At 64.5% G+C, this 23,289-nt stretch carries 23 protein-coding genes; 15 read left to right on the forward strand and 8 right to left on the reverse strand.

Annotation, left to right across the window (positions count from 1 at the left end; genetic code table 11):
- Window positions 1-100: 100 nt before the first annotated feature.
- The 5 genes from nrdH (at window position 101) to G6N77_RS03180 (ending at window position 4,741) form a co-directional block, all read left to right on the forward strand.
- The gene (gene nrdH / locus G6N77_RS03160) at window positions 101-346 is read left to right on the forward strand and encodes a glutaredoxin-like protein NrdH (RefSeq protein ID WP_165180561.1); all 246 of its coding nucleotides are present in this window, start codon (window positions 101-103) and stop codon (window positions 344-346) included.
- A 139-nt stretch (window positions 347-485) separates the two neighbouring features.
- Window positions 486-962, forward strand: a complete 477-nt coding sequence (nrdI, locus tag G6N77_RS03165) for a class Ib ribonucleoside-diphosphate reductase assembly flavoprotein NrdI (protein ID WP_165180562.1) — start codon at window positions 486-488, stop codon at window positions 960-962.
- Window positions 963-976: 14 nt separating this feature from the next.
- Window positions 977-3,097, forward strand: coding sequence for a class 1b ribonucleoside-diphosphate reductase subunit alpha (gene nrdE / locus G6N77_RS03170; protein ID WP_165180629.1), 2,121 nt, complete (start codon window positions 977-979; stop codon window positions 3,095-3,097).
- 111 nt (window positions 3,098-3,208) lie between these two features.
- Entirely contained in the window at window positions 3,209-4,186 is a 978-nt protein-coding gene (nrdF, locus tag G6N77_RS03175; RefSeq protein WP_165180563.1) for a class 1b ribonucleoside-diphosphate reductase subunit beta, read from the forward strand.
- A gap of 9 nt (window positions 4,187-4,195) precedes the next feature.
- A complete protein-coding gene (locus G6N77_RS03180) occupies window positions 4,196-4,741 on the forward strand; it encodes an NUDIX domain-containing protein (RefSeq protein ID WP_165180564.1) in 546 nt (181 codons plus the stop codon).
- Here the strand turns inward: G6N77_RS03180 and G6N77_RS03185 are convergent.
- Window positions 4,738-6,372 carry an AMP-binding protein gene (locus tag G6N77_RS03185; protein ID WP_165180565.1) on the reverse strand — a complete coding sequence of 545 codons (1,635 nt, stop codon included), beginning with the start codon at window positions 6,370-6,372 and terminating at the stop codon, window positions 4,738-4,740. The genes G6N77_RS03180 and G6N77_RS03185 overlap by 4 nt on opposite strands.
- Window positions 6,373-6,411: 39 nt before the next feature.
- On the reverse strand, window positions 6,412-7,626 hold the full coding sequence (locus tag G6N77_RS03190) for an FAD-dependent oxidoreductase (RefSeq protein WP_240901636.1): 1,215 nt from the start codon (window positions 7,624-7,626) through the stop codon (window positions 6,412-6,414).
- 247 nt (window positions 7,627-7,873) lie between these two features.
- On the opposite strand from G6N77_RS03190, the gene G6N77_RS03195 reads away from it, so the two are divergent.
- Genes G6N77_RS03195 through G6N77_RS03205 form a run of 3 tightly spaced genes read left to right on the forward strand, consistent with a single transcriptional unit; the run spans window position 7,874 to window position 10,046 of the window.
- Window positions 7,874-8,452 (forward strand): DedA family protein, encoded by a 579-nt coding sequence (locus G6N77_RS03195; protein WP_240901637.1) that lies wholly within the window; start codon window positions 7,874-7,876, stop codon window positions 8,450-8,452.
- A 20-nt stretch (window positions 8,453-8,472) separates the two neighbouring features.
- Window positions 8,473-9,291, forward strand: a complete 819-nt coding sequence (locus G6N77_RS03200) for a thioesterase family protein (RefSeq protein WP_165180567.1) — start codon at window positions 8,473-8,475, stop codon at window positions 9,289-9,291.
- Entirely contained in the window at window positions 9,288-10,046 is a 759-nt protein-coding gene (locus G6N77_RS03205) for a lipoate--protein ligase family protein (protein WP_240901638.1), read from the forward strand. The genes G6N77_RS03200 and G6N77_RS03205 overlap by 4 nt, the downstream gene beginning before the upstream one ends.
- Here the strand turns inward: G6N77_RS03205 and G6N77_RS03210 are convergent.
- Both G6N77_RS03210 and G6N77_RS03215 read right to left on the reverse strand, forming a co-directional pair.
- The gene (locus tag G6N77_RS03210) at window positions 10,033-11,151 is read right to left on the reverse strand and encodes an S-(hydroxymethyl)mycothiol dehydrogenase (protein ID WP_165180568.1); all 1,119 of its coding nucleotides are present in this window, start codon (window positions 11,149-11,151) and stop codon (window positions 10,033-10,035) included. The two genes, G6N77_RS03205 and G6N77_RS03210, sit on opposite strands and share 14 nt — an antisense overlap.
- A 35-nt stretch (window positions 11,152-11,186) precedes the next feature.
- Complete coding sequence (locus tag G6N77_RS03215) at window positions 11,187-11,444, reverse strand: mycoredoxin (RefSeq protein WP_165180569.1); 258 nt, start codon at window positions 11,442-11,444, stop codon at window positions 11,187-11,189.
- Between the two features lie 105 nt (window positions 11,445-11,549).
- On the opposite strand from G6N77_RS03215, the gene G6N77_RS03220 reads away from it, so the two are divergent.
- The gene (locus tag G6N77_RS03220) at window positions 11,550-12,269 is read left to right on the forward strand and encodes an SOS response-associated peptidase (protein WP_165180570.1); all 720 of its coding nucleotides are present in this window, start codon (window positions 11,550-11,552) and stop codon (window positions 12,267-12,269) included.
- Window positions 12,270-12,321: 52 nt separating this feature from the next.
- Here the strand turns inward: G6N77_RS03220 and G6N77_RS03225 are convergent, their stop codons facing one another.
- The 3 genes from G6N77_RS03225 to G6N77_RS03235 form a co-directional block, all read right to left on the reverse strand.
- Entirely contained in the window at window positions 12,322-12,852 is a 531-nt protein-coding gene (locus tag G6N77_RS03225) for a hypothetical protein (RefSeq protein ID WP_165180571.1), read from the reverse strand.
- A gap of 164 nt (window positions 12,853-13,016) precedes the next feature.
- Window positions 13,017-13,451, reverse strand: a complete 435-nt coding sequence (locus G6N77_RS03230) for a VOC family protein (RefSeq protein WP_165180572.1) — start codon at window positions 13,449-13,451, stop codon at window positions 13,017-13,019.
- A 43-nt stretch (window positions 13,452-13,494) separates the two neighbouring features.
- Window positions 13,495-14,001: a GNAT family N-acetyltransferase gene (locus G6N77_RS03235; protein ID WP_165180573.1), complete on the reverse strand. Its 507-nt coding sequence runs from the start codon at window positions 13,999-14,001 to the stop codon at window positions 13,495-13,497.
- Between the two features lie 242 nt (window positions 14,002-14,243).
- On the opposite strand from G6N77_RS03235, the gene G6N77_RS03240 reads away from it, so the two are divergent.
- The 6 genes from G6N77_RS03240 to pdxS all read left to right on the forward strand — a co-directional run bounded on the left by G6N77_RS03240 (window position 14,244) and on the right by pdxS (window position 22,537).
- Entirely contained in the window at window positions 14,244-14,651 is a 408-nt protein-coding gene (locus G6N77_RS03240) for a DUF6504 family protein (RefSeq protein ID WP_240901639.1), read from the forward strand.
- Window positions 14,644-18,279, forward strand: coding sequence for a DNA polymerase III subunit alpha (locus G6N77_RS03245; RefSeq protein ID WP_306986676.1), 3,636 nt, complete (start codon window positions 14,644-14,646; stop codon window positions 18,277-18,279). The genes G6N77_RS03240 and G6N77_RS03245 overlap by 8 nt, the downstream gene beginning before the upstream one ends.
- A gap of 18 nt (window positions 18,280-18,297) precedes the next feature.
- Entirely contained in the window at window positions 18,298-20,307 is a 2,010-nt protein-coding gene (gene thrS / locus G6N77_RS03250; protein WP_165180574.1) for a threonine--tRNA ligase, read from the forward strand.
- 20 nt (window positions 20,308-20,327) lie between these two features.
- Window positions 20,328-20,873, forward strand: coding sequence for an HIT family protein (locus G6N77_RS03255; protein ID WP_165180634.1), 546 nt, complete (start codon window positions 20,328-20,330; stop codon window positions 20,871-20,873).
- Between the two features lie 26 nt (window positions 20,874-20,899).
- A complete protein-coding gene (pgsA, locus tag G6N77_RS03260) occupies window positions 20,900-21,526 on the forward strand; it encodes a phosphatidylinositol phosphate synthase (RefSeq protein WP_165180575.1) in 627 nt (208 codons plus the stop codon).
- A gap of 108 nt (window positions 21,527-21,634) precedes the next feature.
- Window positions 21,635-22,537 (forward strand): pyridoxal 5'-phosphate synthase lyase subunit PdxS, encoded by a 903-nt coding sequence (gene pdxS / locus G6N77_RS03265; protein WP_165180576.1) that lies wholly within the window; start codon window positions 21,635-21,637, stop codon window positions 22,535-22,537.
- A 75-nt stretch (window positions 22,538-22,612) separates the two neighbouring features.
- Here pdxS and G6N77_RS03270 read toward each other — a convergent pair whose 3' ends face one another.
- Window positions 22,613-23,284, reverse strand: coding sequence for a GNAT family N-acetyltransferase (locus tag G6N77_RS03270; RefSeq protein WP_165180577.1), 672 nt, complete (start codon window positions 23,282-23,284; stop codon window positions 22,613-22,615).
- Window positions 23,285-23,289 lie beyond the last annotated feature (5 nt).

Consider the following 23,289-nt stretch of genomic DNA (forward strand, 5'->3'; position numbering starts at 1 on the left):
CTGTCAGGCCCCACCGACAGTGGGCAGGTCCGTGCGGGACGCGAATGCTAATTCCAGACAGTGTTTGACGACAGTGATTTACGACAAGGGGATCTCGATCATGACCGTAACGGTTTACACCAAGCCAGCGTGCGTGCAGTGCAATGCCACGTACCGGGCATTGGACAAGAAGGGCATCGCCTACCAGAGCGTGGACATCACCGAAGATCCTGCCGCACTTGAGCGCCTGCTCAGCCTCGGATACCAACAGGCCCCTGTTGTCATTACGGATGCCGACCACTGGTCCGGGTTCCGCCCGGACAAAATTGCCGCCATCGGCCAGGATGCTGCGTCCTACGTAGCATGACTTTCGGCCGGGAATGAAACCGGCCAGAAAAAAATTTCACGTGCAGCACATGCACAAAAGTGGGGCTGACCGTCAAATGGTCGGCTCCACAACAGCAGGACCATGTAAAAGTATTCAAGCAGCGCAGGAAGCGAAGACCATGTCAGCCGTTGCAGCGAAACCAGCTGTGAACCGGGAAACCGGAAGGCCCACCTCCAGCAGCCTGGTCTACTTTTCCTCCATCTCCGACAACACCCACCGGTTTGTTGAAAAGCTTCACATGGATGCAGCGCGCCTCCCGCTCTACACCCATGAAGAGACCCTGACAGCCCTTGAGCCCTTTGTCCTGGTCCTGCCGACCTACGGCGGCGACACCGGGCACGGGGCTGTCCCAAAGCAAGTCATCAAGTTCCTCAACGTTTCCGGAAACCGGGAATTGATCCGCGGCGTCATTGGCGCCGGCAACACAAATTTTGGTGAAACCTACTGTCTGGCCGGGGACGTTATCTCGGTCAAATGCAAAGTACCGCATCTCTACCGTTTTGAATTGATGGGAACGTCGGAAGACGTGGACCGCGTTCACGAAGGATTGGAAGAATTTTGGACACGATTGTCTCAGCAGCAGACTCGGCCGTGAAGCCGTCAAAGGACATGCCCGCCGCGTGGGAGGGCCTTGGCTACCATGAGCTGAACGCCATGCTTAACCTGTACAACTCCGAGGGCAAGATCCAGTTCGACGCCGACCGCGCCGCCGCCCGCCAGTACTTCCTCCAGCACGTGAACAACAACACGGTGTTCTTCCATGACCTGGAAGAAAAGCTGGACTACCTGGTGAAGAACGAGTACTACGAGCGCGAAACGCTTGACCAGTACACAATGAACTTCATCCGCGACCTCTACAACCACGCGTACAAGAAGAAGTTCCGCTTTGAGACATTCCTGGGCGCCTTCAAGTTCTACACGTCCTACACGCTGAAGACTTTTGACGGCAACCGTTTCCTGGAGCGCTACGAAGACCGCGTGTGCATGGTCGCCCTGCACCTGGCCCGCGGCAATGAGCAACTGGCCATCAAGATGGTCGATGAAATCATCGAAGGCCGCTTCCAGCCCGCCACCCCCACGTTCCTGAACGCCGGCAAGAAGCAGCGCGGCGAGCTTGTTTCCTGCTTCCTGCTGCGCATCGAAGACAACATGGAGTCGATTGGGCGCTCCATCAACTCGGCCCTGCAGCTGTCCAAGCGCGGCGGCGGCGTGGCGTTCGCCCTGACCAACATCCGCGAAGTTGGTGCACCGATCAAGCAGATCGAGAACCAGTCCTCCGGCGTCATCCCCGTCATGAAGCTCCTCGAGGACAGCTTCTCCTACGCCAACCAGCTCGGCGCCCGCCAGGGCGCCGGCGCGGTGTACTTGCACGCCCACCACCCGGACATCAACCGCTTTCTGGACACCAAGCGTGAAAACGCCGACGAGAAGGTCCGCATCAAGACCCTGTCGTTGGGCGTCGTCGTCCCGGACATCACCTTTGACCTGGCCAAACGCGACGAGGACATGTACCTGTTCTCCCCGTACGACGTGGAAAAGGTCTACGGCGTGCCGTTCTCCGACATCTCGGTCACCGAAAAGTACTACGAGATGGTGGACGACGCCCGGATCAAGAAGACCAAGATCAAGGCCCGTGAATTCTTCCAGACACTGGCTGAAATCCAGTTCGAGTCCGGCTACCCGTACATCATGTTCGAAGACACCGTGAACCGGGCCAACCCGATCGACGGCAAGATCATCATGAGCAACCTGTGCTCGGAGATCCTCCAGGTTTCCGCACCCACCAGCTACCATGACGACCTGTCCTACGACGAGACCGGCAAGGACATTTCCTGCAACCTCGGCTCCCTGAACATTGCCAAGACCATGGACTCTCCGGACTTCGGCAGCACCATCGAGACGTCCATCCGCACCCTGACGGCCGTCTCCGACATGTCCCACATCGGCTCCGTGCCCTCCATTGCCAAGGGCAACGACCAGTCGCACGCCATTGGCTTGGGCCAGATGAACCTGCACGGCTACCTTGCCCGCGAGCACGTCCACTACGGCTCCGAAGAAGGCCTGGACTTCACCAACATCTACTTCTACACGGTGCTCTACCACTGCCTGCGCGCCTCGAACATGATCGCGATGGAGACAGGTTCCACCTTTGCCGGGTTTGAAAAGTCGAAGTACGCTTCCGGCGAGTTCTTCGACAAGTACACGGACGCCGAATGGGTTCCCCAGACCGAGCGCGTAGCTGAGTTGTTCGACGGCATCCACATCCCCACGCAGGACGACTGGCGCCAGCTGAAGGCTTCCGTCATGGAACACGGCATCTACAACCAGAACCTGCAGGCCGTCCCGCCCACGGGCTCGATCAGCTACATCAACAACTCCACCTCCTCCATCCACCCGGTGGCGTCGAAGATTGAGATCCGCAAGGAAGGGAAGCTGGGCCGCGTCTACTACCCGGCCCCGTACCTGACGAACGAAAACCTTGACTACTACCACGATGCCTACGAAATTGGCTACGAGAAGATCATCGACACGTACGCCGCCGCCACCCAGCACGTGGACCAGGGCCTGTCGCTGACGCTGTTCTTCAAGGACACCGCCACCACCCGTGACATCAACAAGGCCCAGATCTATGCATGGCGCAAGGGCATCAAGACCATCTACTACATCCGCCTCCGCCAGCTCGCGCTGGAAGGCACTGAGGTGGAGGGTTGCGTCAGCTGCATGCTGTAGCACCACCCAACTGAACAGCACGACGGCGGGCGCCTTCCGCCGTCGTGCCTTCGGCTTAAGATTGACTTGGCCCGCGTGGCCGCCAGGACTTTTACAAGGAAAGAAGCAACGATGACACCGGACAAGCTGAAGTTGGCGAACCACGTTGTGGCCATCAACTGGAACCGCATTGAGGACGAGAAGGACGTGGAAGTCTGGAACCGCCTGGTCAACAACTTCTGGCTGCCGGAGAAGGTGCCGCTGTCCAATGACACCCAGTCGTGGGCCACCCTGACTCCGGATGAGCAGCTGCTGACCATGCGCGTGTTCACCGGACTCACCCTGCTGGACACGCTGCAGGGCACTGTCGGCGCCGTCTCGCTGATCCCGGACGCCATCACCCCGCATGAGGAAGCCGTCTACACGAACATCGCGTTCATGGAGTCCGTGCACGCCAAGAGCTACTCCTCGATCTTCTCCACCCTGTGCTCCACGAAGGAAATCGACGAGGCATTCCGCTGGTCGGTCGAGAACGTGAACCTGCAGAAGAAGGCGCAGATCATAGAGTCGTACTACTACGGCGACGATCCGCTCAAGCGCAAGATCGCCTCCACCCTGCTGGAGTCCTTCCTGTTCTACTCGGGCTTCTACCTGCCCATGTACTGGTCATCACGCGCCAAGCTGACAAACACCGCCGACCTGATCCGCCTCATCATCCGCGACGAGGCCGTGCACGGATACTACATTGGCTACAAGTACCAAAAGGGCCTGGAAGGGCTCTCCGAAGAGCGCAAGGCGGAGCTGAAGGACTACACCTTCGAGCTGATGTACGAGCTATATGAGAACGAAGTGCAGTACACGCACGACCTTTACGACTCCGTCGGCCTGGCCGAAGACGTCAAGAAGTTCCTGCACTACAACGCCAACAAGGCGCTGATGAACCTCGGCTACGAGGCCATGTTCCCGTCCGCCGTGACCGATGTGAACCCTGCCATCCTCTCCGCATTGTCCCCAAACGCGGACGAGAACCACGACTTCTTCTCCGGTTCCGGTTCCTCCTACGTGATCGGCAAGGCCGTCAACACCGAAGACGACGACTGGGACTTCTAGCCCTTGTCCATGCCTGAGCCTGCAGAAGCCGGCGACACAGCCGCGGCAGCCCGTTTCATCCGGGATGCCGCGGCTGTTGTGCGCCCGGGGCACATCACCGGTGCCCGCGACCCCGGCGACGCCTGGGTGGACGGGGCGGCGGGAAAGTTTTGGGGCAAGTTTGGCTCTGCCGGGCTCTTGGTTTTCGACGCCGGCCGCGGAATCCTGCTGCAGCACCGGGCCATCTGGTCACACCACGGCGGCACGTGGGGCTTGCCCGGCGGCGCCCTCCATGAGGGGGAAGCAGCCGTGGACGGCGCCCTGCGTGAGGCGTGGGAAGAGGCCGGTGTGCCCCGCCTGAATGTGGAGCTGCTGTTCACCTCCGTCTTCGACGTCGGCTACTGGAGTTACACCACGGTGGCCGTGCTGGCAAGGACGCCGTTTGAGGCAATTGTCAGCGACCCGGAAAGCCTGGCGCTGGAATGGGTGAAGCCCGACGGCGTCGCCCGGCTGCCGCTGCACCCGGGCTTCGCGAGCGCCTGGCCCGGGCTGAGGCGCCGTCTGCCGGGGGCTTAGCTGCCCAAACCCAGAATCTCCACTGTCCGTTCACGCATGTCCATCTTGCGCACCTTGCCCGTGACGGTCATCGGGAAGTCATCCACGACAAGCACGTATCGGGGCACTTTGTGCCGGGAAAGGTGCCCCTCGCAGAATGCTGCGACGGCGGCCTGGTCAAGCGGTTCGGTGCCGGGCTTCATGAGGATCCAGGCGCACAGCTCCTCGCCGTACTTTTCATCGGGAACGCCAATGACCTGCACATCGGCAATGTCCGGATGCTGGTACAGGAATTCCTCGATTTCGCGCGGGTACAGGTTTTCCCCGCCCCGGATCACCATGTCCTTGATGCGGCCCACGATGTTGGTGTAGCCGTCCTCCAGCATGACGGCCAGGTCGCCTGTGTGCATCCAGCGGGCCGGATCAATGGCGGCGGCAGTCTTTTCGGGATCGTTCCAGTAGCCCAGCATGACCGAGTATCCGCGCGTGCAAAACTCGCCGGGGGTCCCGCGGGGGACGGTCAGCCCGGTCGCCGGGTCCACGATCTTGACCTCGAGGTGCGGGTGCACCCGGCCCACGGTCTCCGTGCGGTGGGCGACGTCGTCGTCCATCAGGGTTTGCATCGACACTGGCGAAGTCTCAGTCATGCCATAGGCAATCGAGACACCCTCCATGTGCATTTCAGTCATGGTCCGCTTCATCACCTCGACGGGGCAGGGGGAGCCTGCCATGATGCCGGTGCGCAGACTCGAGAGGTCGTAGGTGGCGAAGTCGGGCAGGTTGAGCTCGGCGATGAACATGGTGGGAACCCCGTACAGGGCGGTGCAGTGTTCCGACTGGACGGCCTGCAGGGTGGCCGCTGCATTGAAGGACGCCGCCGGGATGACGATGGCCGCCCCGTGCGTCGAGGCCCCCAGGTTGGCCATGACCATGCCGAAGCAGTGGTAGAACGGCACCGGCACACACAGCCTGTCCGCTTCTGTGAACCCGATGGTTTCCGTCACAAAGTAGCCGTTGTTGAGGATGTTGTGGTGGCTGAGTGTGGCTCCCTTCGGGTAGCCCGTGGTCCCGGAGGTGTACTGGATGTTGATGGGCTCGTCGGTGCCCAGTTCTGCCATGGCGCGTTCGACGGCGTCACTGGCCACTGCCTTCCCGCCCGCCACGAGCGCGTCCCAGGAAGGCGTCCCGATGTAGACGGCCTCCGTCAGCTCCGGGCAGTCAGGGCGGACCTGCTCGATCATGGCCTGGTACTCGGAGCCGGCGAATTGGGGCAGTGCCACGATCATGCGCATGCCCGACTGCTGGACGGCATACTTCAATTCGTGGGCGCGATAGGACGGGTTGACATTGACCAGGATCACGCCAAGCTTTGCCGTCGCATACTGGATGAGCACCCATTCGGGGACGTTGGGTGCCCAGATGCCCAGCCGGTCACCCTTGCCGACCCCGACGGCGAGCAAGCCGCGGGCCAGGGCATCGACGTCGTTGTTGAGTGCGGCGTAGCTCCACCGCCTGCCGGACGGCATGTCCACCAGGGCATCGCGATCGGGGAAGCGCGTGGCAGTACGGAGGAAATTGGCCCCAATGGTGTCACCCAGAAGCGGAATCGTGGACGTGCCGGACGTGTAGGAAGTCTGAACATCAGTGGTCATGTGATGATGCTAGTACTAAATCAGTTAATGTGCGCTAACTCACCTCCGGAGGTCCTTTCGGCCTTTCCGGCGGAGCCGCTCGGGCCGGAAACCCCGTCCGACGAGGCGGGCCGTGATGGGCCGGGCTGCCTTTGACGCCAATGTGGCAAGACGTGCCTGCCACGGCGGCATCGAGTCCACGCCGCCCGCCCCTGCAAGCAGTTTGTGGACCTGTGCCTGCAGCGGCTGCATCAGGCGCACCGGCCACTCGCGCCGGCGCTGGAAACGTCGCATGGCATTGGCCGTGGGGAGGCCGGCGAGGAGGGGCGGCGCCAGCAGGCGGGCGGCGGCCACTGCATCCTGCACCGCATAGTTGACGCCCACCCCAAAGACGGGGCTCATTGCATGGGCCGCATCGCCTATGCAAAGCAGGCCCGGCACCGACCAGTCCGGGAGGCGGTCCAGCTGCACCGAGAGGAGCCGGATCTGGTCCCAGTCCCGCAGGGATTCCGCGGCCGCCGCAAGGAATGGCGTATTCGTGCGGATGTGCGCTTTCAACGCGTCCAGCCCGCCGGCCTTGATCGTGGTGAAGCCGTTCTTGGGGATCAGCAGGCCCATCTGGTAGTAGCCGGTGCGGGGGATGGTGATGAGAATGGAGCCATTGCGGAGGTATCCCAAGGTGTCCGGTGGCGGTGACGGGGGAGTGGGCAGGCGGAACCAGAGGACATCGATGGGAACGCCCAGCGCCTTCGGGTGCAGGCCGGCCGCCCCTCGAATCGTGGAGCCGCGGCCATCGGCAGCGACCGTAAGGTCTGCGGCGATTGCCAGGGCGCCCTCGGGGCCCGCAGCCTGCACGCCGGTGACTTCGGCACCGTCGTGGAGCAGCCCCGTTGCCCCGGTCTCCATCAACAGGCGGAAATTGTCGAGTGTGCGCCCTTCCTGGGCAAGGAGGTCCAGGAAGTCCCACTGTGGCATGAGGGCTATGCGCTTGTTCGGCCCCCGCAGTGTGCCGAAGTCCACGGGAGTCAGGCGCGTCCCCCCAACTACGACATCCAGCGTGGTGATGCTGTTTTGTGGAATCCGCAGGAATTCCTCTCTCAGGCCAAGCTGGTCTATCAGGTCAAGTGTGGAGGCATGAATGGTGTCGCCGCGGAAATCACGAAAGAAATCTGCATGCTTTTCCAAGACAACAACGTCTACGCCCGCCCGGGCCAGCAGCAAGCCCAGCATCATGCCGGCGGGCCCGGCACCCACGATGCAGCATGTGGTTGACATTTCGGACCCAGCCATCGTCGCCTCCCGCGCCTTGCCGCCCATTTGGACGTGCCGCCCATTTGGACCTGCGGCGGAACATTCCCTATCGATGCTACGCCGCGCCCACCAGCCGCGACAGCGCCAGTGCGGTGCGGATCACCTCCGGGCAATTAGCTGAACTTCGCGTTCGTTGGCTAAGATGGACGGAGTAAATTAGCGCAGGTTTCTGTCGCTGAATTCTCGTTTGTTCCCAGGGGGTGGCGCGCTCATGATGGACACGATCGCCTCCCTGCCCTTTGCGTGGGCGTACCTGCTCTTGTTTGCGGTGGTGATGCTTCGTTCCAATGCCACCTACTGGGCCGGCCGTGGCGTGGCCGCCGGCGGCCGGAAGACACGGCTTCAAAAGTACCTGAAGTCCCCGTCCGTGGCCCGCGCCGAGGCGGCGATTGCCCGATGGGGTGCGCCAGCCGTCAGTGTGAGTTTCTTGACCATTGGCGTGCAGACGGCCGTGAACATGGCCGCGGGCCTGGCCAGGATGCCGCTGCGACGCTACATTCCTGCTACCGTGGTGGGCGCCCTGGCCTGGGCGGCCATCTACGCCACTGTGGGGCTGGCAGCATTTGACGCTGCCGTGGCTGCAGCCGCCGGTTCGCCCGTCGCGTTGATTTCCTTGGCCGTGTTGGCGGCCGCCGCCGTCCTGGGCCTGCACCTGGTCCGGGTGGCCCGCCGCAGGAAACTGGACAGCTCAGCCCTGGCGGACTGCCCCGTCATGAACCCGGTCATGAACCCCGTCATGAACCCGGCCGGCAACCAGACGGCGCCGGAGGGCCCAGTGGGCAGCGCCTGAGAACAGGTAGAGTCTTAGGCATGCACCAATCCACCTCACTGTCGGCCGTTGAGGCCACCTCGTACTACCGCCACTTGGGCGGCGAAGACTATGAATCCACCATCCACACCCAAGGTGCATGGAACCCCCATGAACAGCACATGGCCCCGGTGACAGGTGTTTTGGTGCACGCGCTGGAGCAGTTTCAGCCGCGGGATGGCATGAGGCTGGTTCGGTTCAACTTTGACATCCTGGGCTTGATTCCTGCCGGCCCCTTCTCCATTGAGACCACCATGCTGCGCCCCGGCAAGACGATCGAGCTGTTGCAGGCCGAACTTGTCGCGCACGGCCGCCCCACCGTGCGCGTGACTGCCTGGCGCCTGCAGACCGGAGATACCGGGGCCGTGGAAGCACTGGAGGACCCCTCCATGGGCAGCCCGGATGATGCTGAGCCGTGGGACGGCATGGAGATTTGGCCAGGCGGCTTCATCAGGAGCCTTGAGGGCAGGGTCGAACCAGGGCACCGCCCGGGCCGCGGCCGGGCATGGCTGCGCAGCCCCTATTCCATGCTCGACGGCGTTCCCACGTCCCCGCTGGTCCGCCTCCTCGGGCTGGTGGACAGTGCCAACGGCATTTCAGCACGGGTGGTGCCGGGACCGGGAGGCTACATGTTCCCCAACGTGGACCTGTCCGTCCACGTGCACCGTGAACCTGTGGGTGAGTGGCTTGGCCTGGAGACGCATGTGACGTTTGCGGCGGACGGCGTCGGGCTGACATCATCCGTCCTGCACGACATCAAGGGCCCGTTCGGCCGTTCCGAACAGATCCTGACGGTCCGCCCCATTCCCGACGCCAAATGACAGCAGACAGCCCCGGCCTGATGGCCGCCTCACTCGTGGTCCACAGGCAGCAGGAGACCCTGGGTGCCGGGGCCGACCTCAATCGTGGCCTGGACCTGCTGTCAGAGGTCCGCAGCGGGGCGCGGCCGGCCATGCTGCGCCTTTACCGCCCCCAGCCCACCGTCGCATTTGGCCAGCGAGACACCCGCCTGCCGGGCTACGCCAAGGCCGCCCGTGCAGCCGCAGCCCGCGGGTTCGTCCCGGCCGTGCGGCGGGCAGGCGGCAGGGCTGCGGCCTACCACGAGGGCACGCTGGTGGTGGACCACATCCAGCCCGAGGCGGACGCCATTGCGGGCGCCAAGGCCAGGTTTGGCTTTTTTGGTGAACTGTTCACGGAGGCACTGCGCTCACTGGGGCTTGACGCAGGCGTAGGGGAAATTCCCGGCGAGTACTGCCCCGGCGAGTTCAGCGTGTTCGGGCGGGTTCCCGGGCCCGCGGCCGGGCCTGGCAGGGGTCTGGAGGGCGCCCTCAAGCTGGCAGGCACGGCCCAGCGCGTCGTGGCAGGGGCCTGGCTGTTCAGCTCGGTGATTGTGGTGGAAAATTCTGCACCCATCCGGGATGTGCTCGTTGATACCTACAGCGCCCTGGGCCTGGAATGGGACCCGCACACCGCCGGGGCGGCGGAAGACTTGGTCCCGGGCATCACCGTGGACGCCGTGGAGGCAGCCGTGCTGGCCGTCTACGCCCGCCACGCAAAACTGCTTACGGAGAGCTGAGGTCCGTCTGGGGCCGGGCTTGGAGTTCTACGACTGATCGAAGCACGGAACCCTGCCCCATCCTGGTGAACGCGGCATCAATGTCGTTGATGGTGATTCGTTCGCTGACGAATGTGTCAAGGTCCAAGCGGCCCTGTTTGTAGAGCTCGATCAGCATTGGAATGTCACGGGACGGGAGGCAGTCCCCGTACCAGGAGGACTTGAGGGAGCCACCGCGCCCAAACACGTCCAGCAAGGGCAGCTCCAGGAGCATCTCCGGTGCAGGCACGCCCACCAGCACCACCGTGCCGGCCAGGTCGCGGGCGTAGAACGCCTGCCGGTACGTCTCGGGACGTCCCACGGCGTCAATCACCACGTCGGCGCCGAATCCGCCCGTGAGTCCACGGATGGCCGCCACTGCATCCTCTGAGGCCGAGTCGACCGTGTGTGTGGCGCCGAGTTTCCTTGCCGTTGCCAGCTTTCGCGGGTCCCGGTCCACGGCGATGATGGTGGTGGCACCGGCCAGGGCGGCGCCGGCAACGGCTGCGGAACCCACGCCGCCGCAGCCGATCACGGCCACGGAGTCACCGCGCTTGACCCCGCCCGTGTTGATGGCTGCCCCGATGCCCGCCATGACGCCGCAGCCCAGCAGGCCGACGGCGGCGGGATCAACGTCGGCATCCACCTTGGTGCATTGCCCCGCGGCGACCAGGGTCTTGTCAATGAACGCGCCAATGCCGAGGGCAGGAGTCAGCGGGGTGCCGTCCTCCAACGTCATCTTCTGCGTGGCATTGGCCGTATTGAAGCAGTATTGCGGCTGACCCTTGGCGCATGCTCGGCAGGTGCCGCACACGGCCCGCCAATTCAGCACCACCCTGTCGCCCAGTGCAACATTGCTCACGTCCGGGCCCACCGCGCTGACCACGCCGGTGGCTTCATGGCCCAGCAGGAAGGGAAAGTCGTCGCTGATGCCGCCCTGTTTGTAGTGCAGGTCGGTGTGGCACACGCCGCTGGTGAGGATGTCCACCAGCGCCTCGCCGGGGCCGGGGTCCGGCACCCTTACAGTTTGCAGTGTGACGGGGGCATCCTTGGACAACACGACTGCGCCCTGGACCAGGTGGACCATGTCTTACTCCTTGTATTTGCGGAAGGGAAGGCGGTTCAGACTCCCAGCTTCGCCATGACGTCATTGAGGGACGGGTTGGTTGCAGCGGAGCCGTCCGGATAGATCACGGTGGGCACAGTCTGGTTCCCGTTGTTCAGCTTCTCCACCAATTCGGCGGTGCCGGGAGTGTCTTCAATGTTGATTTCGGTGTAGCCAATCCCCTTGGCGTCTAGCTGCTTCTTCAAGCGCTTGCAGTAACCGCACCAAACGGTCGAAAACATCGTGATGGTGCCGGTTTCCGGGGTGTATTCCACGTTATTTCTCCTACGAATCTATTTCTGTGCCGTCGTAGCCACAACGCTACCGGCTCGCCCGGCTATTCCCGCCATTGGGGCGCCGGAAGTGGCACGATGGATGGCATGTGCGGACGATATGTGATGGCCCGGGCCGTGGGCGACCTGGTTGCGGAACTGGAAGCCGAGGCGGACGAGAACCTGGAGCTGCGCGCTTCCTGGAATGTGGCGCCGACTTCGGATGTGCCCATTGTGCTGGAGCGGCTTGTTGACGGCGTGGCCCACAGGCAGGTGCACGTGGCCAAGTGGGGTTTGGTGCCGCGCTGGGCCAAGGATGCCTCGGTGGGAGTGTGGGCCTTTAATGCCCGGACCGAAACAGTCCTGGAGAAGCCCACCTTTCGCACCGCCGCCAAGTCCAGGCGCTGCGCCGTCCCGGTGGAGGGGTACTACGAATGGAAGAAGCTTCCCGGAGGCGCCAAACAGCCGTACTTTGTCCACAATCCCGGCGGCCGGCTTATTTCCTTCGCCGGGCTGTACGAGTGGTGGAAGGACCCGGCCCTGGCGGACGGGGATCCGGGCCAGTGGCTGCTGTCCTGCACCATCCTCACCATGGCTTCACCGCCCGACGGCGAACTGGCAACCCTCCACGACCGGCTTCCTGTTCCGCTGGGGCAGGACACCCTGGGTGAATGGCTGGACCCGGGAAATACGACGCCGAAAACTGTCTTGGACGCAGTCCTGGCAGAGTCCTACAGCCTGGCTGCCGGTTGGGTGCTGGACCTGGTGGGCCCCGAGGTTGGCAATGTTCGCAACGATTCGCCGGAGCTCATGGCACGTCAGGCCTGAGCGAATGTCAGGCCAGGCCGGCCGCCGGACCAGCGGCTGCGGCACCATCCCGTTAGATAATGCTGAACAGGCACAGGGCCAGCGCCACCGCGGCGAGGGCTTCCTGCACCCCGAGTGCCGGCTGGATTCTTGGCGCTGAATCCTTCGGCATGGCGAAGGTGCCCAGCAGCCAGCCCGCGCAGGAGAGGCTCAGGATCACGGCCACTGCCATGTGTTGGATGATGGTGGCCAGTTCCTGGCTGGCACCGGCATGGTGCACGGTGTTCAGTGCCAGGGAGGCCCACAGGGCGACGGCCGAATATAGCAGGCGGTAAACTGCCGCCCCCCTCCCGGTCCCGGGAGGGCGTTCGCCTCTGCCCGCCGGTGCAGCCACCCGCCAGAGGAACCACATTCCCGCGCAGCCGGCGGCAGCGGCGGCAGCCGGAGACCCTATCAAGCTCCACAGCATTGCACCCGGGGCGAGGGCGGCAACTGCCAGTGCGGCACCATCCACCCTGGCCGGAGCCGATGGTGCCGTGACGGCCCGGGCGGCGCCCGCCAGGACGACGAGCACCAGGAGTGCTGCAACTGCTATGGGGATCATGGCCGGGGCCGCCTTACTCTGTGCATGCGAAAGTGCCGTCCTCTACGGGTGTGGGCACAGCCAATGGTCACACGCCAAGCTGGGGGAATTGGCGGGACATGTCGCGGGCGCAGCAATTTCGGGCAGATTCCCAGCCTGTTCACAGCGGGGATCCACATGGGGAATTAAACTGTGACGCGGCCCGTGTCGTCCACATCCCAGGTGGGGTTGTAGGCCACTTCCCAGCGGAAGCCGTCCGGGTCCGCGAAGTAGCCGCTGTAGCCTCCCCATGACTGGCGCGCCGGGTCGCGGACGACGGCGGCGCCGGCCTTGCGGGCCTGTCCCACCACGGCGTCCACCGCCTCCGGGCTGGACACGTTGTGGCTGAGCGTCACAGGCGGGATGGGACAGGCATCAAGGGCGGCTGGGTCCGTGCCAAGCTCTGCAGCCATGGCGGCCCTGTCCCACAGTGACAAAATGAGGCCATGGTTGACCTGGAGGAAAATGACCTCACCGGGGACGTCAAGCCGTGCCTCGCAGCCGAGTCCCGTGACGTAGAAGTCCCGGGAACGCGAAACGTCACGGACCCCCAGTGATATGAAATTCAGCCGTTGTTCCATGATGCCCCCTGTGTGTGGTCTGTTGGCACTCTGCAGCGCCGCCTCAGTCCTCGCCCTCTTCGGGCGACCAGCGGCGGAAGTCCAGGGACAGGTAGAGGGCAAGGGCGGCCGAGTTGCTGGCCTCCACCCGCAGGGCCACGTCCTTTTGGCCGTCGTTGAACAGGGTGTCCATGGTGGCCAATACCAGGTCCTCGGCCAATCCTTGCCGGCGGTGGAGGCGGTCGGTGATGAGTTCAATGATAAAGGGGGCGTCGGGCGTGTCGCTGCCGATGGCTCGTTCCACGACAAGGATTGCTGCCACGATTTTGCCGTCTTCATCCAGCGCAACATGGGAGGCGTTCGGCAGAAAATTCCCGTACTTCCCGGCCATGGAGGCCTTGATGTCTTCCAGGGCGGCTTGGAGCGATTCGCCGGCAACTCCGGGGTCATAGGCCGTGAAGTACAGTTCGCCCAGGCGGGGAAGGTCTGTTTCTTCCACCGTGCGGGAGGTTGTTTTGAGCTCGCGCTCCAACGGTGTGGTCCTGGCGATGAGGGTGACCATGTCAGTCATGGAACGCTCCTTATAGTCGTTTTGCGCCAGCAGCGTGGTCACGCCGATGACTATAAAGCCATGCTAGACGCCTCATGCCCTGGCAGCTATGTACATAACGCCCTGCGGCTGCTGTGAATGCCCGGCCCGGCGAGATGCTTCCCAATTGACGGCTTTCATGCCGCGTGATGTGAGCGTACACTGAATTACACTAGAATATACATTCTAGTAATTTTCGAAATCCCTGTAATAATGTTCCTTCCATGGACCGCCCTGCGGTGCCGGAGGTGGCCGGGTTTTTTGCGGTATGGACGGAGGTGGCAGCTTGGGTGGGCACATTTAGTGACTCCGTTGAGGTGTCCCTGTCGACAGCCGGCGTGCCGCTGCACTTGCTGTGGCAGGGGCGCCGTTACACCCTGGCGGCAGAACCCCTGTGCTGGTACCAGCGGCGGAACTGGTGGGATGAGGAAACCCGGGCCGCCCGGGGGGATGGGATTGGGCTGGTGGACCGCCAAATCTGGCGGGTCCAGGTCCACCGCGACGGCGCACCCGCCGGTGCTGCCCTGACCACCTTCGACCTGGTGCGGTACCAGCCGGGGGAGCGGTGGCGCATCATCAAGGTCCATGATGCCGTGGTTGAGCTGGCGGAAGGGCAGGATTTCAGTGCCTGAGAACCGGCATAAATTCGTACACCTCCATGCGGCCTCCGCTTACAGCGCCCACTACGGTGTTTCCTGGCCGGTCGATCTGGTGGAGGCTGCGGCCGCGGACGGAGCAGATGCACTGGCCATCACTGACCGGGACGGGCTGTATGGGGTGGTCAAGCATGTCAAGGCCTGCATGGCCTCCGGGATCGATCCGCTGCTGGGCGTGGACCTGGCCATCGTGGAACCAGGCGGGCTGGAACAGGCCGGGCAAGGCCTTGGGGGCCCGCCGGGACCGCGGCTGGCCCCACAGCCTGGCCAACGCCAGGGACCGGGTCCGGAGCAGGACGGCCGCGGGCTGGTGGAGTGTGGCCGGGTGGCCATTTTGGCGCATGGGGGCAGGGACCTGCCCGCCGGTGCCGGCTATGCCGCCCTGTGCCGGCTGGTGTCCTCAGCCCACTCCCGGCCCAGGGGACCCGTTGGGCTCACCATGGCGCAACTGGCGGCCGGGGTGCTGGATCCGGAAACCGGTGAACCGGCCTTGACAGTCCTGCTTGGCCCCTTTTCCAATGTGGGCCTTGCCATGGCCGGACGCAGGTATCTCCTGCCGCGCACCAAGTTTCAGGCCTGGGCGGCAATCATGCCCGCCGGCAGCATGGCGGTGGAAATTGTCAGCCACTTCAGCGAACCTGGCACCGCCCTGAGCACCACCCACGCGGTGCGCATGCTGAAGCTGGCCGAGGAATTCGGCGTGCCGGCGGTGCTGGCCAATGCCGTGCGCTACTGCACCCGGGACGACGCCCCCACGGCTGATGTTCTTGACGCGGCCCGGGCCATCGCCCCCATGCGGCGTGCGCCGGACCTGCAGCCCACCGGACAGGGCTGGCTCAAGGGCGCCACGGACATGCATGCCATGGTTCGTGAAATCGGACGCCAGGGTGGCTTCGGCGCACGGGAGCTTTCCCTCCTGTGGGCCAATACGCACCAGCTGGCGGACAAGTGCCGCCTCGATCCGGTCCATGACCTCGGCTGGAAACAACCCAGCACCCCTGAACCCGGCGTGCTGGGGCTGGCGCAGCCGGCGGAGCGCGAACTCTGGCAGCGGGTTGACGCCGGGCTGGGCTGGCGCTTCCCCGGGCTGCAGGGCGGACGGCTGGCCGCTGTGCGGGACCGGCTGACCCGGGAGATGGAAACCATCAACGAACTGGGGTTTGCCTCCTACTTCCTGACAGTCGCGGAAGTCTCCGAAATGATCCGCACCATGGGGGTGCGCCGGGCTGCCCGGGGCTCCGGGGCGTCGTCGCTGGTCAACTACCTGCTGGGGATCAGCGCCGTGGACCCCATCGCCAACGGGCTCTTGTTTGAACGATTCCTCTCCCGTGACCGCTCCACCCTGCCGGACATCGACCTGGACGTCGAAAGCGCCGAACGGCATGCCGTGTACCGGCGCATCTTTGAACGCTTTGGTTCCCAGCGGGTGACCTTGATGAGCATGCAAAACGCCTACCGGGCCCGGGGTGCCGTGCGGGACGCCGGACTGGCCCTGGGGATGGAGCAGGAGGACGTTGACGGGATCGCCAAGCAGCTGTGGCGGTTCTCGGCCAGTTCCTTCCGGGAAGCCCTGGCGGAAAAACCCGAGCTGCGTGACTTTGCCGCCAGGGTCGAGCAATCCCGGCGTGAAAACTCACTGCCCGAGCATTCCCTGGATGACCGGCCCCCGAAAGGAGGCGCCCAGCTGGACATGCTCGTGGACCTGACCGAAAGGCTGGACCGCCTGCCCCGGCACATCTCCATGCACCCGTGCGGGGTGATCCTGGGGGACTCCACACTGCTGAACCGCACCCCGGTGCAGCCCAGCGGGCTGGGCCTGCCCATGAGCCAGTTCGACAAACATGACATGGACGCCATGGGCATGCTCAAGCTCGATGTCCTGGGGGTGCGCATGCAAAGTGCCATGGCATACGCCGTGCGCGAAGTCATCCGCCTGCACCCTTCCAAGGAGGAGGTGGTCGCCGCCGGCAAACACCCGGTGGACAGCAATGGGCAGGGACCGGCCTATGTGGGGGAGGACGGAACCATTGACCTGGACGCCGTCCCGCTCGACGACGAACCCACCTACGAACTGATCCGCAGCACACACACCCTGGGGTGCTTCCAGATCGAGTCCCCGGGCCAGCGCGAACTGGTGGGCAAAATGGCGCCGGCCGAATTCAATGACCTGATCATCGACATCTCGCTGTTCCGCCCCGGCCCCATGAAGTCCAACATGGTGAAGCCGTTCCTGGAAAACAGGGCCGGGTTCACCCCGGCACACTACGCCCATCCGGACCTGATGCCGGCCCTGGCCGAAACCCATGGGGTGACTGTTTTCCATGAACAGGTGTTGCGGACCCTCCACATCATGACCGGCTGCACCCTTTCACAGGCCGACGAGTACCGCCGCAAACTGGGGAACCCCTCGCAGGAGCCTGCCGTGGAAGAGTTCTTTCGGAATGCCACCCGGAAACGCCGCTACAGCCCGGACGTCATTGAGGAGGTGTGGGGCACGCTGAAGGCCTTTGGCAGTTTTGGTTTTTGCAAGGCACATGGGGCGGCCTTCGCCATGCCCACCTACCAGTCGGCCTGGCTGAAGGCGCACCATCCGGCGGAATTCCTGGCGGGGCTGTGGGAACACGATCCCGGAATGTACCCGCGGCGGCTGCTGGTGGCCGAGGCAAGGCGCATGGGCATCCCCATCCTGCCACTGGACATCAATGCCAGCACCGGGCATTACCGGGCTGAACGTTTGGCAGCCGCGGAAGGGCCAGTGACGGGCATCCGGTTGAGCCTGTCGGACATTTATGGGCTTTCCGGCACTGAACTCAAGCGCATTGTGGCCGGCCAGCCCTATGACTCGCTGGCAGACCTCCGCGACCGTGCCAGGGTGTCCCGGCCCATCCTCAAGCGGCTGGCGCAGCTGGGCGCCCTGGATTCCCTGCAGCGTGAAGCCCAAAAAGGGAGCGGCAACACCGCCAACCGCGCCGACCTCATTGCCCACGTGAACAGCCTGCCTGCGGCCAGGCAGACAAGGCGCAGCGAGCCCATGGAGGGGCAGCTGCACCTGCCGCTGGGGGAGCTGGAACTGGGCACCCTTGCCGCGGAACTGCCTGCCCCCACCCTGGCGGAGACGGTGCGGACGGAGCTGGACCTGCTCTCCCTGGATGCCAGCGCCCACCTGATGGACAGCCATGCGGCGTTGCTGAAGGAGCTGGGGGTGACAAAGTCGGACCAGCTGCTGGGCTTGCGCAACAACACCGAGGTGCTGGTCGCCGGGGTGCGGGTGGCCACCCAAACTCCGCCCATGCGCGGGGGGAAGCGGGTGGTGTTCATCAGCATCGACGACGGCACCGGCTGTGTGGACGCCACCTTTTTCACGGAGGCGCAGGAAAAGTCAGGCCCGCTGCTGTTTGGCACCCGGCTGCTGCTGATCCGCGGCCTGACCCGGCGGACGGGCCCGCGCGGCATCAGCCTGCAGGCGCTGGAGGCCTGGGACCTGGCCGAGCTGCCCTCACTGCCCCTCCCGCAGCCGGTGTTGGTTGGGGCAGCAGCAAACCGATACGATCAAGGAGGCCCCCAGCACCCCCCGTATGTTGCCGGGACTTATGGCCGGACATGACGAATCAAGGAGTTACACGTGCCAGTGGATACGCAGATCACCATCAATGTCGACGGCGAGACGACGACGGTGGCCACCGGCACCACCGGCGCCGAGCTGTTCTTTGAACGCCGCGACGTCGTCGTCGCCCGGGTCAACGGGGTCCTGACGGACCTGGACAGCCCCCTCGAGGAGGGCGCCGCCGTCGAGCCCGTCACCTTGGACTCCCCGGACGGGCTGAACGTGCTTCGCCACTCCACCGCCCACGTCATGGCCCAGGCCGTGCAGCAGCTGCGCCCGGATGCCAAGCTGGGCATCGGCCCGTACATCACGGACGGCTTTTACTTCGACTTTGACGTGGCCGAGCCCTTCACGCCCGAGGACCTGAAGACGCTGGAGAAGATGATGCAGAAGATCATCAACCAGAACCAAAAGTTCGCCCGCCGCGTGGTTTCCGAGGACGAGGCCCGCGAGGCCATGGCCAACGAGCCCTACAAGCTGGAGCTGCTGGGCAAAAAGTCCGACGCCGACACGGCCGGCGAGGGCGTCAATGTTGAGGTGGGTGCCGGGGACATCACCATCTATGCCAACATCGACCGCAAGAGCGGTGAGGAAGTGTGGTGCGACCTCTGCCGCGGCCCGCACCTGCCCAACACCAAGCTGATCTCCAACGCCTTCGCGCTGACCCGCAGCTCGGCAGCCTACTGGCTGGGCAACCAGAAAAACCAGCAGCTGCAGCGGATCTACGGCACGGCCTGGCCCACCAAGGACGCCCTGAAGGCATACCAGGAGCGCATTGCCGAGGCCGAGCGCCGCGACCACCGCAAGCTGGGCGTGGAACTCGACCTGTTCTCCTTCCCGGACGAGCTGGGTTCCGGCCTGCCGGTCTTCCACCCCAAGGGCGGAATCATCCGCAAGGAGATGGAGGACTACTCCCGCAAGCGCCACGTCGAGGCCGGCTACGAGTTCGTGTACACCCCGCACATCACCAAGGCCAACCTGTATGAGGTTTCCGGCCACCTGGACTGGTACCGGGACGGCATGTTCCCCCCGATGCACGTTGATGCGGAGATTGGTGAGGACGGCGAGGTCCGCAAGCCCGGCCAGGACTACTACCTCAAGCCCATGAACTGCCCCATGCACAACCTGATCTTCCGCTCCCGCGGACGCTCCTACCGGGAGCTGCCGCTGCGCCTGTTCGAGTTCGGCTCGGTGTACCGCTATGAGAAGTCCGGGGTGATCCACGGGCTGACGCGCGTGCGCGGCATGACACAGGACGACGCACACATCTACTGCACCAAGGAGCAGATGAAGGATGAGCTCACCAACACGCTGAACTTTGTGCTGTCGCTGCTCAAGGACTACGGCCTGAACGACTTTTACCTGGAACTGTCCACGAAGGACCCGGAAAAGTTTGTCGGCTCCGATGACGTGTGGGAAGAAGCCACCGCCACGCTGGCCGAGGTCGCCACGGCGTCGGGGCTGGAGCTCGTGGCCGATCCCGGCGGCGCCGCCTTCTACGGCCCGAAGATCTCCGTGCAGGCCAAGGACGCGCTGGGCCGCACCTGGCAGATGTCCACCATCCAGCTGGACTTCAACCTCCCCGAGCGCTTTGAACTGGAATACCAGGCGGCCGACGGCACGCGCCAGCGCCCCGTCATGATCCACCGGGCCCTGTTCGGCTCCGTGGAACGGTTCATGGGCGTGCTGACCGAACACTATGCGGGGGCCTTCCCGGCCTGGCTCTCACCGGTTCAGGTGGTGGCCATCCCCGTGGCCGAGGCGTTCAACGACTACATGTTCGACGTCGTTGCGCAGCTTAAGAAGGAAGGCATCCGCGCCGAGGTGGACGTCTCCAGCGACAGGTTCCCGAAGAAGATCCGCACGGCCAGCAAGGACAAGGTCCCGTTTGTGCTGATCGCCGGAGGGGACGACGCCGACGCGAAGGCAGTCTCCTTCCGCTTCCGCGACGGCAGCCAGGACAACGGCGTGCCCGTTGAAGAGGCCGTGGCCAGGATTGTCGAAGCAGTCAGGAACCGCACGGCGTGAGCGAACAGGGTGTGGCGTCCATGCAGGACGACTTTGAGCTTCCGGGAGTCCCTGATGCCTTTCAGCGGCTGTGGACGCCGCACCGGCTCGCCTATGTCAAGGGCGGGCAGGAACAGGTCACCGGTTCGCACAACTGCCCGTTCTGCGAGGCCCCGGGACGGTCGGACGCCGAATCCCTCATTGTCCACCGCGGGGAGCTGGCGTATGTGGTGCTGAACCTGTTTCCGTACAACCCGGGGCACCTGCTCGTCTGCCCCTACCGCCATGTCCCCGACTACACGGACCTGACGGTGGAGGAGACTGCCGAGTTTGCGGCCCTCTCCCAGCAGGCCATGCGCGTGCTGCGGGCCGTATCGGGCCCTTCCGGCTTCAACCTGGGCATGAACCAGGGGGTTACGGGCGGGGCTGGAATCGCAGCCCACCTGCACCAGCACATTGTTCCGCGCTGGGGCGGGGACGGAAACTTCCTGCCGATCATTGCCGGCACCAAGGCCATCACGCAGACGCTCGGCGACGTCCGCAGCCAGGTTGCGGCCGCCTGGGATACGGTTGAACAGGGAGCTTAGGACTAGAAGTTGAATAAGGTTATCCAATGCTGAACAAGTATGCCCGCGCGCTATTCGCAGCCATCTTCACCCCGGTTGCCGCCTTGCTGGTGCGCCTGAAAGTTTCCCCCGACGCCGTCACGATCATCGGCACGCTGGGCGTGGCCGGCGGGGCACTTGTCGGCTACCCCCTGGGCCAGCTGTTCTGGGGCACCGTGGTGATCACCGTTTTCGTCTTTTCCGACATTATTGACGGACTCATGGCCCGGATGACGGGCCGCACCGGCACGTGGGGGGCGTTTCTGGATTCCACCCTTGACCGCGTGGGCGACGGCGCAGTCTTTGCCGGCATCGTGATTTGGTTCTACACCGGCGGACACAACAGCTTCATCGCCGCCATGGCCCTGACCTGCCTGGTGCTCGGCTCCATCGTCTCCTACGCCAAGGCCCGTGCCGAGGGGCTGGGCATGAGCGCCAATGTCGGCATTGCCGAGCGCTCCGACCGCCTCGTGGTGGTCCTCGTGGCGACCGGGCTGGTAGGCCTGGGCATCCCCGAAGCCGTGCTCGCCGTCGTGCTTGTCCTCCTGGCCGTTGCCAGCCTGGTGACCATTTTCCAGCGGGTGGGCACGGTCCGCCGCCAGGCCCTCCACGACAGCCAACCCGCCGGGAAGTAACGCCGGTTTCAGCCCCCGGGGTTTCCGGGAATAGAATGGGCGTACCCGTGCGGCGGAACCCGATCGCCGGCAAGCCAACTTTTTTCGTTCCTTCCCAGAGGGGTTTTTGTGTCTACAAGCGATGTATCAGCGGTGACTGGCAGCAGCCGGGTCAAGCGTGGAATGGCCGAGATGCTCAAGGGCGGCGTCATCATGGACGTGGTCAACGTTGAGCAGGCCAAGATTGCCGAGGATGCCGGCGCCGTTGCCGTCATGGCCTTGGAGCGTGTGCCGGCCGACATCCGCGCCCAGGGCGGCGTGTCCCGTGCCAGCGACCCGGACATGATTGACGCGATCATTGCCGCTGTGTCCATTCCCGTCATGGCCAAGGCCCGGATCGGCCACTTTGTTGAGGCCCAGGTCCTGGAGTCCCTCGGGGTGGACTACGTGGACGAGTCCGAGGTCCTGACCCCGGCCGACTACGAGCACCACATCGACAAGTGGAACTTCAAGGTTCCCTTTGTCTGCGGCGCCACCAACCTCGGCGAGGCGCTGCGCCGCATTAATGAGGGCGCGGCCATGATCCGCTCCAAGGGCGAGGCCGGCACCGGTGACGTCTCCAACGCCACGGGCCACATGCGCAAGATCCGGGCCCAGATAGCCAAGCTGGCGGCCCTGCCGGAGGACGAGCTGTACGTTGCCGCGAAGGAACTGGCAGCCCCGTATGAGCTGGTGAAGGAAGTTGCCGCGAGCGGCAAGCTGCCCGTGGTCCTGTTCACCGCCGGCGGCATCGCCACCCCGGCCGACGCCGCCATGATGATGCAGCTCGGCGCCGACGGCGTGTTTGTCGGCTCCGGCATCTTCAAGTCCGGCAACCCGGCCCAGCGCGCCGCCGCCGTGGTGAAGGCCACCACCTTCTTCGACGACGCCAAGGTCATCGCGGACGTTTCCCGCGGCCTGGGAGAGGCCATGGTCGGCATCAACGTCGCCGACATCCCCGAGCCGCACCGCCTCGCCGAGCGCGGCTGGTAACACCCAAGCCGCCGGTTGACGGGCCTGTCGGAACCCCAGGGTTTCGGCAGGCCCGACGGCGTTAACCCGCGTCCCCTAATGGGGCAGGTGGTGCCACCAGGTCTGGCCCTTGCCAACGAGCTCAAAGCCGCGCGTCCGGTACAGGCGCTGCCCTTCCGGGGTGGCGTTGAGCAGCAGGTGCTCAGCACCGGCAATGGCGGCCGTCACGGCCAGCCTGTCCAGGAGTGCCGTGCCCAGGCCTGTGCGCCGGTGGTCCAGCGCGACTTCCATGTCATAGATGCCGGCCAAGTGCTTGCCGCCTTGCTCCGGGGGCATGAAGGCATATGCGCGGCCGGCCCATTCGCCGCCCAACCGTGCAGTGGCGAGCCACGCCTGGTTCTCCGCCACGCAGGTGAGAGTGACACGTTCATCCGCAGGCCCCTCGGCAGGAATTCCCGCGTCCACGGGCGCCGTCATCCACCACGGCTGCCAGCCGCGCTCAAAGCGGTGACGGGGAAGAATGCCCTCGCGAACGGCGGCATTCAACCAGATTCCCACGGTGGCGGCCCCGCGCCGCCGGGCCTCCGCCATGGCCGGCAGCAAGCCGGATTCGGTGATCTCCGTAGGAAACAGGCACAGCATTTCCCGGGTTTCCGGCAGCCACACCCATTCCATGCGGTGGGTGGAAAATGACCTCCCGCCCGTTGCCTCCGCCAGGGCCTTGAACCAGGCATGCTGGGTCCGCTGGCAATCGGCAATCGTGACCATGGGAT

The sequence above is a fragment of the Arthrobacter silviterrae genome, from assembly GCF_011045165.1.
Taxonomy (GTDB): Bacteria; Actinomycetota; Actinomycetes; order Actinomycetales; family Micrococcaceae; genus Specibacter; species Specibacter silviterrae.